The following is a 17,502-nucleotide window of genomic DNA, read 5'->3' on the forward strand; positions in this document are numbered from 1 at the left end:
GGATGGCAATACCAGATGTCCGCCTACCGGAGGATGCTCGATCAACGTGGCCTGACCCAGAGTATGTCGCGCAAGGCAAACTGCCACGACAACGCAGCGATAGAAAGCTTCTTTGGCACCCTTAAGTCGGAGTTCTTCCGCCTGAACAGGTTCGAAAGCATCGATGCACTGAAGGCCGGCATCAAACAGTACATCCACTACTACAACCACAAGCGCATCAAGCTGAAATTGAAAGGGCTGAGTCCCGTGATGTACAGAACTCAGCCCTCAACAGCCTAGCCGACCAAACTGTCCAACTTTACGGGGTCAGTTCATTACGAGACGCCGTTTTTTCTGGCCGCTGTTCGGTGTGCGCTGTTCGCCGCTCAGGCGAACACGCTGCGCAGCAACGCCTGCGCTTGCAGATACTGCGGCTGCGCGACCAGCTTGCTCCACCTGAGCGCCTTGCCGCGCGGCCGCATGCGCTTGATCCGCTGCTGCGATTCCCGGGACGGCGTAAAGCGCAATTCGTCCAGCACCCGTTCCGCCTGTTCAGGCTGATTGCAGATCAGCACCATGTCGCAGCCGGCTTGCAGTGCCGCCGTCGCGCCTTCGGTGAGGGTGCCGCCCTGGCGCGCGGCCTCCATCGACAGATCGTCGCTGAAGATCGCGCCTTCGAAGCGCAGCTTGCCGCGTAAGATTTCCTGCAGCCACACGCGCGAGAAACCCGCCGGCTTCGAATCGACTTGCGGATAGACCACATGCGCCGGGATCACCGAGCCGAGCGACAGGCTGAGCCAGTCATACGGCGCGACGTCGTCGCGCAGAATCTCATCGAGCGTGCGCTCGTCGACGGGCATCGCAACGTGCGAATCGGCGTGCGCGAAACCGTGCCCCGGAAAATGCTTGCCGCAGTTACTCATGCCCGCTAGCGCAAGACCGTGGTTGAGGCTTTTCGCGAGCAGCGTCACCACGCGCGGATCGCTATGAAACGCGCGATCGCCGATCACTTGCGACTGACCATAGTTCAGATCGAGCACCGGGGTGAAGCTCATGTCGATCCCGCATGCGCGCAGTTCGGAGGCGAGGATGTAGCCGACCGCCGTCGCAACCTTGGTGGCATGCAGCACGTCGCTGTCCCACAACGCGCCGAGCTTGCCCATCGCCGGAAGCACCGTGAAGCCGTCAGTCCGGAAGCGCTGCACACGGCCACCTTCGTGATCCACGGCGATCAGCAGATCCTCGCGAATCGCACGGATTGAATCGGTCAGCGCGATGAGTTGCGCGCGGCTCTCGTAGTGGCGCGCGAATAGAATCACGCCGCCGGTCATGGGATGGGCAAGGCGGCGCCTGTCGTCGTCGTTCAGCGTTTTGCCGACCACGTCGAGCATCACCGGTCCGGGAATGGTTTTCATCGAATTCCGCTTTGAAGAATGCGTGGAGCAAGGAAAGACGCGGCCGCGCGGGCCGCGGTTCCGCGTCAGTTTTTGTCGACAGGATGAGTGGCGCGAGCCGGGCTCGTGGCCTCAGGATTCTCAGTCTGCGCGCTCTCAGCGATCACGAACGACACCGCATAGTCGCGCTCGTCGCTGATCGTGACGCGCGCCGTGATGCCGCGCGCCGCAAGCCATTCGGCGAGCTCACCCGAGGCGACCACCATCGGCTCGCCGCTCGGCTTGTTCAGCGTTTGCAGCGCGCGCCATGTCATCGGCCAGTGCATGCCGAGGCCGATTGCCTTCGAGAACGCTTCTTTCGCCGAAAAGCGCGTGGCGAGGAAGGCAAGGCCGCGCGCCGCCGAACGCGCGTGGCGCGCGTGATAGACGCGCAGCTCGTCGGGCCCGAGCACCTTCTCGGCAAAGCGCCCGTTGGTGCGCTGCATGACCGCCGCGACGCGGCTCACCTGCACGATGTCCGTACCGATACCGTAGATGGTCATAGGCGTGGCGGGTCCGTGCGAAGGCATCAGGCCCGTGCGCCGAGACGCGCGGCGACCATAATCGCCTTCATCTCGCGCACCGCGTTGTCCCAGCCGGCGAAGAGCGCATGCGCGACGATCGCATGACCGATGTTCAGCTCGACAATGCCGTCGATCGCCGCGATCTGCTGGACGTTCGTGTAATGCAGACCGTGGCCGGCATTCACCTTGATGCCGAGCGTCGCGCCGAACTCGGCCGCGCGGACCACACGCTCGTACTCGCGCTGCTGTTGCGCGGGATCGTGCGCCTCGGCGTAGCGCCCGGTGTGCAACTCGACGACCGGCGCGCCGGCTTCGTACGCGGCGCGAATCTGCGTCTCCTCGGGGTCGATGAAGAGCGACACGCGCGACTTCGCGTCCGCAAGCTGGCGGCACGCGGCGCGCACCGCCTCGAACTGGCCGGCCACGTCCAGACCGCCTTCGGTCGTCAGTTCCTGACGCTTCTCGGGCACGAGGCAAACGTCGTGCGGCTGCACCTCGCACGCGATGTCGAGCATTTCCTGCGTGACCGCGCATTCCAGATTCATTCGCGTTTTCAGAAGCGGACGCAGCGTGCGCACGTCGGCGTCCACGATATGCCGGCGGTCTTCGCGCAGATGCAGCGTGATGGCGTCGGCGCCCGCCTCTTCCGCCATCAGCGCGGCGCGGATCGGGTCGGGATAAGACGTGCCGCGCGCGTTGCGCAGCGTGGCGACGTGGTCGATATTCACGCCGAGATCGATCACGGTCGGCGACGTTAGAAAGAAGCTCATAAGTTCTGCAAGTCGATCAGGATCTGGCGCGTCGCGAGCGGCGTGCCGCCAAGGTAGGTGTTGAGCAGAAAGCGCATCAGCGTTTTGCTTTGCGCCACGGTCTGCGCTCGATGGTAATCGTCCTTTTCCATATCGAGCAAGGTTTGCCCAGCGACCACCGGCCATTGCGCCGGCAAGTCGTCGGATGCTTCGCGCACGCCGCGCTCGGGGTCAAACACGTAGCGGCTACCCGCTTCAACCGCCTTGCGCGTAACCGTGCGATCGAGCGACATCGCATAACCTGTCTCGCGCAGGAGCACCCGCTCGAACGAGCGCAGCACCTGGACCGGCGGCTCGTCGTGCGCGAGGCGCGTCATCGTGACCACGTAATGATGGAACAGTTGCGGGTGCGGATCTTCGCGCGCGCAGAACTTCACGAGCAGTTCGTTCACGTAGAAGCCGCACAGCAGCGCGTCGCCCGTCAGCGGCAACATGCCGCCGACCCATTCCGCGCCGGTGAGCGTACGCACCTCCGACTTGCCCGACCACGACAGCGCGAGCGGCTGGAACGTCTGCAACACGCCGCGCAGCGCGGAGTGCGGACGCTTCGCGCCCTTAGCGACCAGCGCGAGACGGCCGTGATCGCGCGACAGCACGTCGATGATCAGGCTCGTCTCGCGATACGGATAGCTGTGCAGAACGAACGCGGGCTGCTCCGCGATCCGGTATTCGGACGGCGAGCCAGAACCGCGCGACGACTTGCGGGCCGGCGTCTTGCGCGGCTCGTCCCCGGCAGTGGTGTCCGGGGCGCTGCGAGCGGAGGTTTTGCGGCTACCGCGAGCGGCCCTGGCGGAGCGCTCGCGCGACGGCTCGGCCGGCTCGGAATCGTCCGGGTCGGTGTCGGAATTCAGCGTGACCCACGCGTCATTCGTACCCATACGCACGAAGTCCCGCTTCGTTGTCGGCCCAGCCGCTCTTCACCTTGATGAAAGTTTCGAGATACACAGGGCCGTCGAACAGCTTTTCCATGTCGAGGCGCGCCTCGCTGCTGATCTGCTTCAGCTTGGCGCCCTTCTGCCCGATGATCATGGCTTTGTGCGTATCGCGTTCGACAAGGATGGTCGCGAAGATACGACGCAGCCGCCCTTCGGTCTCGAACTTGTCAATCAGCACGGTGCTGGTGTACGGCAATTCGTCACCGGTCCAGCGGAACACTTTTTCACGCAGAATTTCGGCGGCGAGAAAGCGTTCGCTGCGATCGGTGAGATCGTCTTCGCCGTAAATCGGCGCGCCTTCGGGCAGATACGGCTTCACGGTCGCCATCAGACGCTTGATGTCGTCCGGGTTCTTGGCCGACAGCGGCACGATCTCGTTAAACGGGCGCAGCGCGCTCATCTGCTGCATGAACGGATACAGCGAGTCTTTGTCCGAGACGCGATCGAGCTTGTTCGCGATGAGCAGTGTGGGCACCGACGGCGGTATCAGGTCGAGCACCTTCTGATCGTCCGCACCGAAACGGCCGGCTTCGATCACGAACAGGATGGCATCCACGGCGGTAAGCGTGGACGTCACCGCGCGGTTCAACGAACGGTTCAGTGCGCTGCTGTGCTTGGTCTGGAAGCCGGGCGTGTCGACGAAAATGTACTGCGCGTCTTCCAGCGTGTGAATGCCGGTGATGCGATGGCGCGTGGTCTGCGCCTTGCGCGACGTGATGCTGACTTTCTGGCCGACCAGCGCGTTCATCAGCGTCGATTTGCCGACGTTCGGACGGCCGACGATTGCGACCATGCCGCAGCGAAAACCAGTGGGAGTGGGAGCGTTCATATTCGGGCTACGGCAGGGTTCGGACGACGCGCAGTGTGAGCGCGCCGATGGCAATCAATGGCCCGCGTCGGCGACGCGCGTTTGTACCGCGTCGGCCACGCCGGGTTCGTGTTCGGTGGGCGCGATCGCGCTCGTTGCGCTCGTTGCGCTCGTTGCGGCCGGGCTGGCGTTAGCCGCAGCTTCGCGGGCGCGGTGCGGTTTATCGGCTGTGCGGGCGGTGGGTTCGGCGATTGTGGGCTCGGCAGACTTCTCGGTTGAGTGTGCCGCCGGCTTGTCTGTCTTGTCGGCTCGGTCCGCCCGGTCCACTTTCTCGGCCTTCTCTGTCTTGTCCGTGCGCTCTGCCCGCTCAGGCGCGGTGTATTCGACGTGCGCGGCGCGGATCACGGCGAGCGGCGCAGCCGCAGCGCCTGGCAGTGACAGAACGGTACGCTCGCTCACAGTGTCCGCGCCCTGCGCCACGCGCGTGTCGCTGCGCATCGCGGCGCGCTCGTTCTTGCGCTCGGAGCTGCTGCGCAGATCCAACGCAGCCTGGACGCCGGTCACGCCCGGCACGACCTCCGCTTCGGCTTTCTTGGCCGCGCGGGCACCCTTGGACCGCTTCGACCTGGAGACGACGGCCGGCGCGGCGGCCATCACTTCGTCCAGCGCCTTTTTCGCCGCTGCCTGCTCCGCGGCACGGCGGCTGGCACCCGAGCCCGACACCTTCACTTCCAGCTTAGGAACCGTGCATTCGACTTCGAACTGCTGATTGTGCGCCGCACCATGCGTAGCCACGACGGTGTACGTCGGCAACGCAATCTTGTGTCCTTGCAGATATTCCTGCAGAAGCGTCTTGGCGTCCTTGCCGAGCGTGCGCGGGTCGATGTGATCGAGAATCGGCACGTAAAGACGCTTGATGACAGTTTGCGCAGCCTCAAAGCCGCCGTCGAGGAAAACCGCGCCGAGCACGGCTTCCAGCGTATCTGCGAGGATGGACGGCCGACGAAAGCCGCCGCTTCGCAGCTCGCCTTCGCCAAGCCGAAGACCTTCGGAAATATTCAGGGCCTGAGCGAGTTCGTAAAGCGACTGCTGCTTGACGAGGTTTGCGCGGACGCGCGATAGATCGCCCTCGTCCAGCTTGCCGAAACGTTGGAACAATAGCGCAGCCACCGCGCAATTCAGAACGGAGTCGCCTAAAAATTCGAGCCGTTCGTTGTGCGTGGAGCTATGACTGCGGTGCGTTAAAGCCTGGCGCAGCAATTCCGCATTGCGAAATTCATAGCGCAGACGGCTTTCCAACGGAGATGAGGGCATGGGCAGAGTATAACGCGGGCGCCGTACCGGGCGAAAACGCGGTACGGCCAGCGGAAAAAGCGTGGTGAAGCGACGTTACCGAAGTTTCTTAAAGTGGCGTGATAACTCGCCGCCACTTTGAGGACCGTTGAGGCGATCGCACATCCGGTCGCGATCACTCGTTGATAAACGGCCCCGCTTGCGGCGAGTGCAGCAGCTTACGCGGAGTTCACTGGAACGAACCAATGCGCTTGAGATTGCTGAAGTTCATCCAGATAAAAAACGCGCGGCCGACAATATTCTTGTCCGGCGCAAAACCCCAATAGCGGCTGTCCGCACTGTTGTCGCGGTTGTCGCCCATCATGAAGTAATTGCCCGGCGGAACCTTGCAGATAACGCCGCGTGCGTTGTAGGTGCAGTTATCGCGATACGGATAGTCTTCGGCGCCCACGATAAACGGCGGCACCGCGGGATTGTTCAGGATCGCGTTCTTGCGGCCCTCCAGATTTTCTTCAAACTGCTTCGCGTAGCCGAGGCGTTCCTCGTCGAGGTAGTCAGGCAGCGGCGTTTCCGGCACCGGCTTGCCGTTGATCGTCAACTGCTTGTCCTGATACGCGACGATGTCGCCCGGCAAACCGATCACGCGCTTGATGTAATCGACCGACTCGTCTTTCGGGTAGCGGAACACCACCACGTCGCCGCGCTGAAGCGGACGGCCCTCGGTGATCTTCGTGTTGATGATCGGCAGACGAATGCCGTAATCGAACTTGTTGACGAGAATGAAGTCGCCCACCAGCAGCGTGGGCACCATAGAGCCCGACGGAATCTTGAACGGCTCAACGACAAACGAGCGCACCACGAAAACCACCAGAATCACCGGGAAAAAGCTCGCCGAGTATTCCAGCCACCACGGTTGGCGCAGCTTGTCGTCACGCAGACGCGCGCGCGTTTGCGCGGCGTTCTCGTCGGCGAAACGCTCGCCCACGCGTTCCTGCTGCCGGTCGAACTCGTCGACCGCGGCTTGCGCCGCGCGCCGTCGTTGCGGCATGAAAACCAGTTTGTCTGCGACCCATGCGACGCCCGTTAAAATAACGAGCACAAAAAGAATCAGCGCAAAATTCATAGGGTTCCGTTGTTCGTCTTATTTGTCTTCGACACGCAGGATGGCGAGGAAAGCCTCTTGCGGAATCTCGACGGACCCCACCTGCTTCATTCGCTTCTTGCCTGCCTTCTGCTTTTCCAGCAGCTTCTTTTTACGTGTTATGTCGCCGCCGTAGCATTTTGCCAGCACGTTCTTACGCAACGCTTTAATGTTCTCGCGCGCGATGATGTTCGAGCCGATGGTGGCCTGCACCGCAACGTCGTACATTTGACGCGGAATCAGTTCGCGCATTTTTGCCGCCACTTCGCGGCCGCGGTACTGGCTTTGCGAACGGTGCACGATGACCGAGAGTGCGTCGACCTTATCGCCGTTGATCAGCATGTCGACCTTCACCACGTCCGACGCGCGATATTCCTTGAACTCGTAGTCCATCGACGCATAGCCGCGCGAAATGGACTTCAGGCGGTCGAAGAAGTCGAGCACGACTTCGCCCATGGGAATTTCATAGGTGAGCTGCACCTGGCGGCCGTGGTACTGCATGTTGATCTGCGTGCCGCGCTTTTGCGTGCACAGCGTGATCACCGGGCCGACATAGTCTTGCGGCATGTACAGATTGACCGTGACAATCGGTTCGCGCACCTCTTCGATCTTCGACGGCTCAGGCATCTTGGCCGGGTTCTCGACCATCAGCGTGGTGCCGTCGCGCTGCACGACTTCGTACACCACGGTGGGCGCCGTCGTGATCAGGTCCATGTCGAACTCGCGTTCGAGACGTTCCTGCACGATTTCCATGTGCAACAGGCCGAGGAAGCCACAGCGGAAACCGAAGCCCAGCGCTTGAGAAACTTCCGGCTCGTATTGCAACGATGCGTCGTTCAGTTTCAGTTTTTCGAGCGAATCGCGCAGCGCGTCGTACTGGTTGGCTTCGACCGGATAGAGGCCGGCGAACACCTGCGGCTTCACTTCCTTGAAGCCCGGCAGCGGCTCTTCCGCCGGACGGTTCACGAGCGTCACCGTATCGCCCACTTTCGCTGCGGCCAATTCCTTGATGCCCGCGATAATGAAGCCCACCTGCCCGGCCGACAATGCTTCCAGATTCTTCGACTTCGGCGTGAATACGCCAACGTGTTCGACCGGATACTGCGCGCCGGTCGCCATCAGGCGGATCTTGTCTTTCGGTCGCAGCGTACCGTTGACGATGCGAACCAGCATGACCACGCCGACGTAGTTGTCGAACCACGAGTCGATGATCAGCGCTTGCAGCGGCGCGTCGGGATCGCCCTTCGGCGGCGGTACTTTCGCGATCAGCGCCTCGAGCACGTCTTCGACACCCAGACCCGTCTTTGCGCTGCAATGCGTGGCGTCGGTCGCGTCAATGCCGATTACGTCTTCGATTTCTGCAATTGCGTTTTCCGGGTTCGCGGCCGGCAGGTCGATCTTGTTGAGCACCGGAACAACGTCGACGCCGAGCTCGATTGCCGTGTAGCAGTTGGCCACCGTCTGCGCCTCCACGCCCTGGCTCGCGTCGACAACCAGCAGCGCGCCTTCGCACGCGGACAGCGAGCGGCTGACTTCGTACGAGAAGTCGACGTGGCCCGGCGTGTCGATCATGTTGAGGTTGTAGACCTTGCCGTCGCGCGCGCGATAGGTCAGCGCCGCGGTTTGCGCCTTGATGGTGATGCCGCGCTCGCGTTCGAGGTCCATCGAGTCGAGCACCTGGGCTTCCATCTCGCGGTCAGACAGACCGCCGCAAAGCTGAATGATGCGATCGGCGAGCGTCGACTTGCCATGGTCGATGTGCGCAATGATCGAGAAATTACGAATATGATCCATTCAGTGCCGATCAAGCAAAAAAGGCGCGCTCGGACAATAGCGGAGCACGCCTTGTAAGTAGGTGAAAAACTTATCTATTTTAGCCGAAAAGGCCGGCGGCCGGCGTATCTTGAGAGGTTCGGACGGCAGCCGGGCCGGCGAAGGACGAGTAACGTAAGGCTGGCGGCACGCCCGCTAAGCGCTTTAAAGATTTTTGCAAAGCCTGACTGGTTTCAGGATGCCTCTTCCTGAACACCGGCGACACCGGCGGCGCGGGCCGCCAGTGCGGCGCGCACGCGCGATTCCTGCAGATAGTAGTGGCAGAGTTCAACACCGTCGCACAACAAAACCGGCACCCTTTCGTTGTAGCGCGCTTCCAGCACGGGATCGCTGTCTACGTCGATCACTTGCACTTGCGCACCGAACTCGGCCAGCAATGGCTCGAGCGCGGCGCGCATATCGTCGCACAGATGGCACCACGCGCGTCCATACAGCGTGAGCGGTGCCAGTTCCATCATTTCTGTACGCTGCGCGGACGAATCGGCACGAACTGCGTGTTCTCGCCCCGGCGCACCAGCAGCGCGACCATCTTCTGCGAGTCCAGATGAGCAGTCACTTCGTCGAACTGCTTGGCGCTCGTAATATCGGTATCGCCCACGCGCAGGACGATGTCGCCCTTCTGCAGGCCAACTCGCGCCGCCGGGCCGTCCACCGCGTCGATCTGCACGCCATTGCGCAACTTCAGCGCGCGCAACTGATCAGCCGGGATATCGCTGACGGCAAGGCCGAGCGCGTTCGTGGCGCGCTGCTTCGGCGGCTGCGGCTTTTTCTGGTCGCCCTTTGAAGTCTTGTCCGGCTGCATCTCGGCGATCGTGACCGGCAGATCGCGCGTCTGGCCCTTGCGCCAGACGGTGATGGTCGCCTTCGTGCCCGGCTTTGTGTCGCCGACCATGCGCGGCAGGTCTGTCGCCGTGTCCACGGAATGGCCGTTGAACTTCAGGATGATGTCGCCCGGCTGCACGCCGGCCTTGTCCGCCGGGCCGCCCGGCTCGACGCTGCTGACAAGCGCGCCCTGCGCCTTCGGCAGACCGAGCGAGTCCGCAACGTCTTTCGTCACCTCGCCGATTGCCACGGCGATCCGGCCGCGCACCACCTTGCCGGACGCCTTCAACTGGTCGGCCACGCGCATTGCCTCGTCGATCGGAATCGCGAACGAGATGCCCATGAAACCGCCGGTGCGGCTGTAGATCTGCGAGTTGATGCCGATCACTTCGCCCTGCATGTTGATGAGCGGCCCGCCCGAATTGCCGGGATTGACGGCCACGTCGGTCTGGATAAACGGCAGATAGTCGCCGGTGTCGCGCCCCTTGGCACTCACAATGCCGGCTGTCACCGTGTTTTCGAGGCCGAACGGCGAGCCGATTGCGACGACCCACTCGCCCACGCGAACCTTGTTCGAGTCGCCGATCGTGATGGTCGGCAGGTTGGCGGCGCTGATCTTCACGACAGCGACGTCGGTGCGCTCGTCCACGCCGATGAGCTTTGCCTTGAATTCGCGCTTGTCGGTCAGCGTGACATAGATGGTGTCCGCGTCGTCGATGACGTGCGCGTTCGTCATCACATAGCCGTCAGCCGACAGGATGAAGCCCGAGCCGACGCCGCTGTTCTGTTCGAGGTCGTTGCTGTCCGGCGTGTCCTGGCTACCGCCACTACCACCACTACCGCCATTGCCGCCGTTGTTGCCGCCGCGTGGCATACCGGGCGATTGTGGCGATTGCGGCGACTGCGGCATCGGAATGCCGAAAAAGCGCCGGAAAAATTCGGACATATCGCCGTCGTCCATGCCGGGCGGCAGTGCGCCACGCGGGCCGCCGCTCGTCACGCGGGTGGTCGTGCGAATGTTGACGACCGCCGGTCCAACCTTGTCGACGAGGTCGGTAAAGTCGGGCAGATTGGCTGCGGAGGCCGCCGACGCCGTGTGCGGTGCGAACGGCAAACATGCCGCCACCACCGCGGCGGCGAAGAATTTGCGCAGCGAGAAAGTCGTCATAGTGTGGAAGCCGAGGGATTCAGGATTCGGAGAATTACTTCGGAGCCTTGTATTCTATGGCAGACGCGAATTGCTGCAACGTGGCCTGAGGCACTTCGCCGAGCAGGGTAATCCAGAAGTCACCGCGCCGCTTGACCAGCACGTGTGTCGCGCCGCTGCTGCCCGCGCCTTCCTTTCGCGTATTGTTCTCAACCGGCTCGATGAACACGGAGACCGCGGCGAGACCGTCCGAGAACACCGCCTGATCTACCGGAATAGTAGGCTGACCTGCTTCGCGCGCCGCCATGGGACGGCGCAGTTCGCGGATCTTGCGAAAGCCCGGCACCGTTGCGCCGAACTGCCAGCCTTGCGCAGCGATGTCGACCGGCTCGATGGGCGGACGCACTACCGTCCAGCCGGCGGTATTGCGCATTCCGTTGACGATGCCCGCCTTGTCGACCGGCACGCCAATCCGAATTTGCGAAAACGACAGTTGTTCGAGCACCTGACCGTTCGGGTCGAGCGTTTGCACGCGCAGCAGCAGACCGGTTTTTTTGTCGGCCCACAGTTTGTAAGCAAAACGGTAAGCGTCTTTCGGGTCGAGCTCGATTACCTGGCTTTCGATGCCAGCCACACGGTCGTCACCCAGTACCTTGGGTTCATACACGGACAGAACCTGTTCGCCGCTTACAGCAAGCAACGCGGGAAACGAGTCTTTGTTCTGGCGCTTTTCCACCACGCACAGATGACGTTCCGGCACGAACGTGTAGAGCTCGTCGTTATGACGCAGCATTTTGCGCGGCTTGCCGTCCAGGCTTTCCAACTGCTCGAATTCGCCGTCGCCGCGCGTCGCGTAATGCGCGATTCGCGAGGTCTGAACGAAATTGCCCCGCTGATAGACGAATGCGCCTTCATAGTTCTGCTGCTGCGCGGCCTGATGAATGCGATCGAGCAGATCGGCGGCCGTGCGGCGCGCGACGAGCGGATCGTCGGTTTGTGCAAAGACCCGCGGCGTAGCGGACAACAATACGGCTGCACAGAACAGAAATGCTGGCAGCCGCCCCCAGATAGTCGTTTTATTGAACCGCGGAGTCTGCATCAAACTATTGGCCTTGCGTTGAAACGGCGGCAGCCCGGATGAGCGGCATGGAACCCGGCAGGACCGGTTGCTGCGCGAATTGCTGGTGTGCTTCCAGATACTGGTCGAGGCTCGCGTCGCGAATGATGTTGGCGTCTTGAGCGACCGGCATGACGTTGGCAGCGGGCACGGATGCCATCGCCACCTTTTGCAGCGCGTCGCCATGCGAAGACACGGAGGCGACCTGCGTTGCACCCGGGCCGCCCGGCACGCCTTGTAGTTGCGGCACGACGATCCACGTGAGGGTGGCAGCCGCCGCAGCCACGGCAAAGGCCGGCACGGCCCGGCGGCGCAGCGCGAGCAGACGGCGCGTGATGGGCAGCGAGGCCGGCCGCGAACCAGACTGCAAAGCCGGCGCGAGCAGATGCGGCTCGCTTTCGAGGCGCGCTGCAAAGCCGCCGAGAAAAGCATTGCTCGTTGCGGCACTGATTGCGAGATCGTCCGAACGCAATGCGTCGCCAATCAGGTGATAGCTGGACCACGCGGCGCGATCTTCGCCGTCCAGCTCGGACACAAACTTGTCCAGATTCAGATGCTCTTCGCCGAACAGCTCACCGTCGACAAAAGCGGACAGACGCTCGCCGCGCGAACTGGCTTGCGATTGCATCGAGACCGACCCCATGATGCTCCCCATCTTACGAAAATCCCGTAGTGACACCACTAATCCAGATATTGCACCCGCGCCCCGGTCGGCGCGCCGGGTTTACCAGCGCTTGCCTTCAGGTGTGTCAAGCAACGGACGCAATTTTGCCGCAATGGCTTCGCGAGCGCGGAAAATTCGCGATCTGACGGTGCCAATCGGGCAGCTCATCATTTCTGCGATTTCCTCGTAGCTCAGACCTTCAATTTCACGAAGAGTAATGGCGGTACGCAGCTCTTCCGGTAAAACCGCCATCGCAGCATTGACCGTCTCGGCGATCTGCTTGCTCATCAACATCGACTCAGGCGTGTTGATATCCCTTAGTTGGTCGGCGTCCGAGAAAGTTTCAGCTTCTTCAGCATCTGCTTCCGTCGATGTCGGCGCTCGCCGGCCCTGGGTCGCAAGGTAGTTCTTCGCCGTGTTGACCGCAATCCGGTACAACCACGTATAAAACGCGGATTCGCCGCGAAATTGCGGCAACGCGCGGTAAGCCTTGATGAAAGCGTCTTGCGCAACGTCTTCCACCTCGGCGGGGTCGCGCACGAGGCGCGAGATCAGCCGGAGAATCTTGCGGTGGTATTTGGAGACCAGAAGCTCGAACGCGGCCTTGTCGCCCTTCTGGACGCGCTCGACCAGCACCTGATCAATTTCTTTTTCGCTCACCTGATAAATCCGTTAACTTAAGGGCGCATGACGGGGGCACCATTGTAGCGTCCCGCTCGACGGGGGCACGTTACGCAGCACATGACGCCCGGTAACAGCGGTTACAGTCGTTACAGTCACGCGCCGGCGCGTCGCCGGGCGCGCACCGCCAGCTCGCGAAAGACAGCCGGCGGGACGGTGTCGGCGGGAACGAGCAGCGTGTGCGAGCGCCCCTCTTCCGGTTTCAGCACGAGCACCAGCAGACGGTCACCCCAATGGGCGCAGCCCGCTATGCGACCTTGTGCGAGCAGAATACCGGCCCGCCCCCACGCAGCGAGGCTCTCTCGGCCCAGTGTCAGCGCGACCGGCTGCGCCCGGTCGTATCGCACCGAGCCAAGCGCGAGAAGCGCGAACGCAGCAAGCGCCAACGGAAGCGCTTGCCAGGCGCCCAGCCACGACGACAGACAGCCATAAACCGCCGCCGATGCCGTCGCGATGAAAACAGCTGACGCAGCGCGCATCGCGAAAGAGCGCCGCAGCGCGATTCGCTGCGGCGCTCTTTCGGACAGGACCGTTTCAGGGGAAGGCGCCAGTGCAACCGGCGCCGACGGCTGGCGCGTCACCCGGTTGCGAGCCTCAGGCGCGCTTGAAAACCAGCGTGCCGTTCGTGCCGCCGAACCCGAACGAGTTCTTCAGCGCGACGTCGATCTTCATCTCCCGCGCAGTGTTGGCGCAGTAGTCCAGGTCGCACTCGGGGTCCTGGTTGAAGATATTGATCGTCGGCGGCGACACCTGGTGATGCACCGCAAGCACCGTGAACACCGACTCCAGACCGCCGGCGCCGCCGAGCAGGTGACCGGTCATCGACTTCGTCGAATTCACGACGATGTTTCTGGCGTGGTCGCCGAACGCGCGCTTGATGCCGGTCGTTTCGGCCAGATCGCCGAGCGGCGTGGACGTGCCGTGCGCATTCAGATAATTCACCTGATCGGCATTGACGCCCGCGTTCTTCAAGGCCGCGAGCATGCAGCGGCGCGCACCGTCGCCGTCTTCGAGCGGTGCAGTCATGTGATAAGCGTCGCCGCTCATCCCGTAGCCGCCCACTTCAGCGTAGATCTTCGCGCCACGCGCCTTGGCGTGCTCGTACTCTTCGAGCACCATGACGCCCGCGCCCTCGCCCAGCACGAAACCGTCGCGGTCCTTGTCCCACGGGCGGCTTGCCGTAGCCGGGTCATCGTTGCGTTGCGACAGCGCGCGCGCCGCCGCGAAACCGCCGATGCCGAGCGGCGACACCGTCGACTCCGCACCGCCTGCGATCATGACGTCCGCGTCGCCGTATTCGATCAGGCGCGACGCCTCACCGATACAGTGCAGGCCCGTGGTACATGCGGTGACGATGGCGAGATTCGGACCCTTGATCCCGAACTTGATCGACAGGTGACCCGAGATCATGTTGATGATCGACGCGGGCACGAAGAACGGCGAAATGCGGCGCGGGCCGCGGTTGAGCAACTCGGTTTGCGTGACTTCGATCATCGGCAGACCGCCGATACCCGAACCGACCACGACGCCGATACGCTCCGAATTCTCGTCGGTGACTGTAAGGCCGCTGTCCTGCATCGCCTGGATGCCTGCAGCAACGCCGTAATGGATGAACGTATCCATGTGGCGTGCTTCCTTACCGGGGATGTAGTCCTCGATATTGAAGCCCTTCACCTCGCCGGCAAAACGAGTCGAGAAGTTCGACGCGTCGAACTTCGTGATATTGGCAATACCCGACTTGCCGGCGACCAGATTGGCCCAGCCGTCGGCAACATTATTGCCAACAGGCGAAATCAGCCCCAGGCCTGTAACAACAACACGACGGCGGCTCACGGTAACCCCTTTTTCATAGATGACAAAAGCAAAAGCCACAGCGGCCACAGGAACCTGCCCTGTGCGCCCTGTGGCTGTTAAGTCGGCAATCGCGCGGAAACTTGCGCTGTCAACATCGCTGGCTCCTGCATGACAACTCTTGCAGCAAGCGGCGCGGCAAGAAACGCCAGCCCCGATGGCGTCGACAACCGACGCGGCAGGGCGTCGTACGACGCAAACGCACAAATGCAGGTGCGAATGACCTTAGGCCTTGACGTTTGCGCGAGCGTAGTCGATCGCTTGCTGAACGGTGGTGATCTTCTCGGCTTCTTCATCCGGAATTTCCATGCCGAATTCGTCTTCGAGGGCCATCACGAGTTCAACCGTGTCCAGCGAGTCGGCGCCGAGGTCGTTCACGAACGAAGCTTCGTTCTTGATTTCAGCTTCGGCCACGCCCAGTTGTTCTGCGACGATCTTCTTGACGCGCTGTTCGATATTGTCCATTACCCCTCCAAGGGAAAAGAAGTTCAAAAATACAGTGCGCGCATTTTATCAGGTTTGACCCAGCAAAAAAGCGGCGCATCAGGTTGCTGTCAAGGCATGCGCCCGACGCATTCGAGAAACGCATCAAGGCGCGGATAGTAACCGAATTTGGTTACGACATGTACATTCCGCCGTTCACATGCATGGTCGTGCCGGTGATGTAACCGGCTTGCGGCGACGCGAGGAAAGCGACAGCGTGTGCGATGTCTTCCGGACTGCCGAGACGGCCCAGCGGAATCTGCGTTTTGAGCGTGGTTTGCTGCTCTTCCGGAAGAGTGCGCGTCATGTCGGTGTCGATGAAGCCAGGCGCCACGCAATTCACCGTAATGCCGCGGCTGCCGATTTCGCGTGCAAGCGCACGCGTCATACCGGCCACGCCCGCCTTCGCCGCCGCGTAGTTGACCTGCCCCGGATTGCCCGCGGAACCGACCACCGAGGTGATGTTGATGATGCGCCCGCCCTTCGCCTTCATCATCGGGCGCAGCACCGCACGCGACAGACGGAACACCGACTTCAGGTTGGTGTCGATCACCGCGTCCCAGTCGTCGTCCTTCATGCGCATGGCCAGTTGATCCTGCGTGATGCCGGCGTTGTTCACGAGCACATGCAGCGCGCCGAATTCTTTCACCGTGCCGTCGATCAGCGCTTCCGCAGCCGCCGCATCGTTCACGTCGAGCACCGCGCCGCGGCCGCTCACGCCTGCCGCATTGAACGCTTCGCTAATGGCCGCTGCGCCGCTTTCGCTCGTCGCCGTGCCGATCACGGTGGCGCCCTGGCGCGCGAGTTCCATGGCAATGGCGCGGCCAATGCCGCGCGAGGCGCCCGTTACGATTGCGATCTGCTTGTCGAGATTCTTTTCCATCTGTCGATCCGAATGCCCTTCGGAGGGCTGATTGATTGCCGATGCTGGTACCGCGTCTGCGCTGTCGCAGTCAGCTCGCCGTGACGAGCTTGAGGGTTTCTTCGAGCGAGGCCGGATCGAAGACGGACGCGCCGGTCAGATTGCCGTCGATGCGCTTGGTGAGGCCCGCAAGGACCTTGCCCGGCCCGCATTCGACCACATGCGTGACGCCCTGCGCCGCCATGGCCTCGACGCTCTCGACCCAACGCACCGCGCCTGCCGCCTGGCGCACCAGCGCGTCTTTGATTTGCGCGGGCTCGTTAACGATGGCCACGTCGACATTGTTAATGACGGGGATGGACGGCACCTGAACGTTGACGCTCGCCAGGTATTCGCGCAATTGATCCGACGCCGGCTTGAGCAGCGACGAGTGGAACGGCGCCGACACCGGCAGCGGCAGCGCGCGTTTGGCGCCCTTCGCCTTCGCGACTTCGCAGGCCTTCTCGACAGCGGCCTTGTGGCCCGCGATCACGACTTGCGACGGCGCATTGAAATTGACCGCTTCGACAACAACGCCCGCCGCCGACGCCTCTGCGCACACCGCGCGCACTGTGTCGTCGTCCAGACCGAGAATTGCCGCCATGCCGCCTTCGCCGACCGGCACCGCCGTTTGCATGGCCTGCGCGCGAAAGCGCACGAGCGGCACGGCGTCGCGAAACGCGATTGCGCCGGCCGCGACCAGCGCCGTGTATTCGCCGAGGCTATGGCCCGCGACGATGGCCGGCGTCGGGCCGCCTGCCTGCTGCCACGCACGGTAGATCGCGTAGGCGGCCGTCAGCATGACCGGCTGGGTGTTGGTGGTGAGATTCAGATCTTCGGCGGGACCTTCGGCGATCAGCTTGCCGAGGTCCTGATTGAGCGCGTCGGACGCTTCCTGAACCGTCTCGCGCACAATCGCCTGATCGGCGAAAGCGTTGAGCATGCCGACGGATTGCGAACCCTGTCCAGGAAAAACGAACGCAAATTTCATATCGTCCCCAAAGTCGATTTAGTCAGATGTAGGCGCGCGGCTCTCGAGCACGCGGCGCGGGGCGCCTCGAACGGCGCCGCCAGAAGTCAG

The 17,502-nt window shown here is 62.5% G+C and carries 19 protein-coding genes; 1 reads left to right on the forward strand and 18 read right to left on the reverse strand.

Annotated elements, in window-relative coordinates:
* The coding region (locus F757_RS0127580; RefSeq protein WP_027214201.1) for an IS3 family transposase at nucleotides 1-279 on the forward strand (279 nt) is incomplete at its 5' end.
* Nucleotides 280-365: 86 nt separating this feature from the next.
* On the opposite strand, the gene nagZ is transcribed toward F757_RS0127580, so the two are convergent.
* From nagZ to fabD, 18 genes are all read right to left on the reverse strand, one after another.
* Nucleotides 366-1,394 (reverse strand): beta-N-acetylhexosaminidase, encoded by a 1,029-nt coding sequence (nagZ, locus tag F757_RS0127585; RefSeq protein ID WP_027214202.1) that lies wholly within the window; start codon nucleotides 1,392-1,394, stop codon nucleotides 366-368.
* A 65-nt stretch (nucleotides 1,395-1,459) separates the two neighbouring features.
* Entirely contained in the window at nucleotides 1,460-1,915 is a 456-nt protein-coding gene (gene acpS, locus F757_RS0127590; RefSeq protein ID WP_027214203.1) for a holo-ACP synthase, read from the reverse strand.
* Between the two features lie 26 nt (nucleotides 1,916-1,941).
* Complete coding sequence (pdxJ, locus tag F757_RS0127595; protein ID WP_027214204.1) at nucleotides 1,942-2,706, reverse strand: pyridoxine 5'-phosphate synthase; 765 nt, start codon at nucleotides 2,704-2,706, stop codon at nucleotides 1,942-1,944.
* The gene (gene recO, locus F757_RS0127600) at nucleotides 2,703-3,623 is read right to left on the reverse strand and encodes a DNA repair protein RecO (RefSeq protein WP_027214205.1); all 921 of its coding nucleotides are present in this window, start codon (nucleotides 3,621-3,623) and stop codon (nucleotides 2,703-2,705) included. Before recO ends, pdxJ begins: the two co-directional genes overlap by 4 nt.
* Nucleotides 3,610-4,509: a GTPase Era gene (era, locus tag F757_RS0127605; protein WP_027214206.1), complete on the reverse strand. Its 900-nt coding sequence runs from the start codon at nucleotides 4,507-4,509 to the stop codon at nucleotides 3,610-3,612. The genes recO and era overlap by 14 nt, the downstream gene beginning before the upstream one ends.
* A gap of 54 nt (nucleotides 4,510-4,563) precedes the next feature.
* Nucleotides 4,564-5,802: a ribonuclease III gene (gene rnc, locus F757_RS0127610; RefSeq protein WP_027214207.1), complete on the reverse strand. Its 1,239-nt coding sequence runs from the start codon at nucleotides 5,800-5,802 to the stop codon at nucleotides 4,564-4,566.
* 208 nt (nucleotides 5,803-6,010) lie between these two features.
* Nucleotides 6,011-6,904, reverse strand: coding sequence for a signal peptidase I (gene lepB, locus F757_RS0127615; protein ID WP_027214208.1), 894 nt, complete (start codon nucleotides 6,902-6,904; stop codon nucleotides 6,011-6,013).
* 18 nt (nucleotides 6,905-6,922) lie between these two features.
* Nucleotides 6,923-8,716 (reverse strand): translation elongation factor 4, encoded by a 1,794-nt coding sequence (gene lepA, locus F757_RS0127620; protein WP_027214209.1) that lies wholly within the window; start codon nucleotides 8,714-8,716, stop codon nucleotides 6,923-6,925.
* Nucleotides 8,717-8,928: 212 nt separating this feature from the next.
* Nucleotides 8,929-9,213 carry a glutaredoxin family protein gene (locus F757_RS0127625; RefSeq protein WP_027214210.1) on the reverse strand — a complete coding sequence of 95 codons (285 nt, stop codon included), beginning with the start codon at nucleotides 9,211-9,213 and terminating at the stop codon, nucleotides 8,929-8,931.
* A complete protein-coding gene (locus tag F757_RS0127630; RefSeq protein WP_027214211.1) occupies nucleotides 9,210-10,745 on the reverse strand; it encodes a DegQ family serine endoprotease in 1,536 nt (511 codons plus the stop codon). The genes F757_RS0127625 and F757_RS0127630 overlap by 4 nt, the downstream gene beginning before the upstream one ends.
* Before the next feature lie 34 nt (nucleotides 10,746-10,779).
* On the reverse strand, nucleotides 10,780-11,823 hold the full coding sequence (locus tag F757_RS0127635) for a MucB/RseB C-terminal domain-containing protein (RefSeq protein ID WP_027214212.1): 1,044 nt from the start codon (nucleotides 11,821-11,823) through the stop codon (nucleotides 10,780-10,782).
* A gap of 4 nt (nucleotides 11,824-11,827) precedes the next feature.
* A complete protein-coding gene (locus F757_RS0127640; protein ID WP_027214213.1) occupies nucleotides 11,828-12,484 on the reverse strand; it encodes a sigma-E factor negative regulatory protein in 657 nt (218 codons plus the stop codon).
* Between the two features lie 81 nt (nucleotides 12,485-12,565).
* Nucleotides 12,566-13,165: an RNA polymerase sigma factor RpoE gene (gene rpoE / locus F757_RS0127645; RefSeq protein WP_013340057.1), complete on the reverse strand. Its 600-nt coding sequence runs from the start codon at nucleotides 13,163-13,165 to the stop codon at nucleotides 12,566-12,568.
* A gap of 116 nt (nucleotides 13,166-13,281) precedes the next feature.
* The gene (locus F757_RS0127650) at nucleotides 13,282-13,665 is read right to left on the reverse strand and encodes a protein YgfX (RefSeq protein WP_027214214.1); all 384 of its coding nucleotides are present in this window, start codon (nucleotides 13,663-13,665) and stop codon (nucleotides 13,282-13,284) included.
* Nucleotides 13,666-13,780: 115 nt separating this feature from the next.
* Complete coding sequence (fabF, locus tag F757_RS0127655; RefSeq protein ID WP_027214215.1) at nucleotides 13,781-15,019, reverse strand: beta-ketoacyl-ACP synthase II; 1,239 nt, start codon at nucleotides 15,017-15,019, stop codon at nucleotides 13,781-13,783.
* 243 nt (nucleotides 15,020-15,262) lie between these two features.
* Entirely contained in the window at nucleotides 15,263-15,502 is a 240-nt protein-coding gene (acpP, locus tag F757_RS0127660) for an acyl carrier protein (RefSeq protein ID WP_004197638.1), read from the reverse strand.
* Nucleotides 15,503-15,653: 151 nt separating this feature from the next.
* On the reverse strand, nucleotides 15,654-16,403 hold the full coding sequence (gene fabG, locus F757_RS0127665; protein ID WP_027214216.1) for a 3-oxoacyl-ACP reductase FabG: 750 nt from the start codon (nucleotides 16,401-16,403) through the stop codon (nucleotides 15,654-15,656).
* A 70-nt stretch (nucleotides 16,404-16,473) separates the two neighbouring features.
* Nucleotides 16,474-17,412 (reverse strand): ACP S-malonyltransferase, encoded by a 939-nt coding sequence (gene fabD / locus F757_RS0127670; RefSeq protein WP_027214217.1) that lies wholly within the window; start codon nucleotides 17,410-17,412, stop codon nucleotides 16,474-16,476.
* Between the last annotated feature and the right edge of the window lie 90 nt (nucleotides 17,413-17,502).

Origin of the sequence: Burkholderia sp. WSM2232 (assembly GCF_000472545.1) — a bacterium.
In the GTDB taxonomy this organism is placed as follows: domain Bacteria; phylum Pseudomonadota; class Gammaproteobacteria; order Burkholderiales; family Burkholderiaceae; genus Paraburkholderia.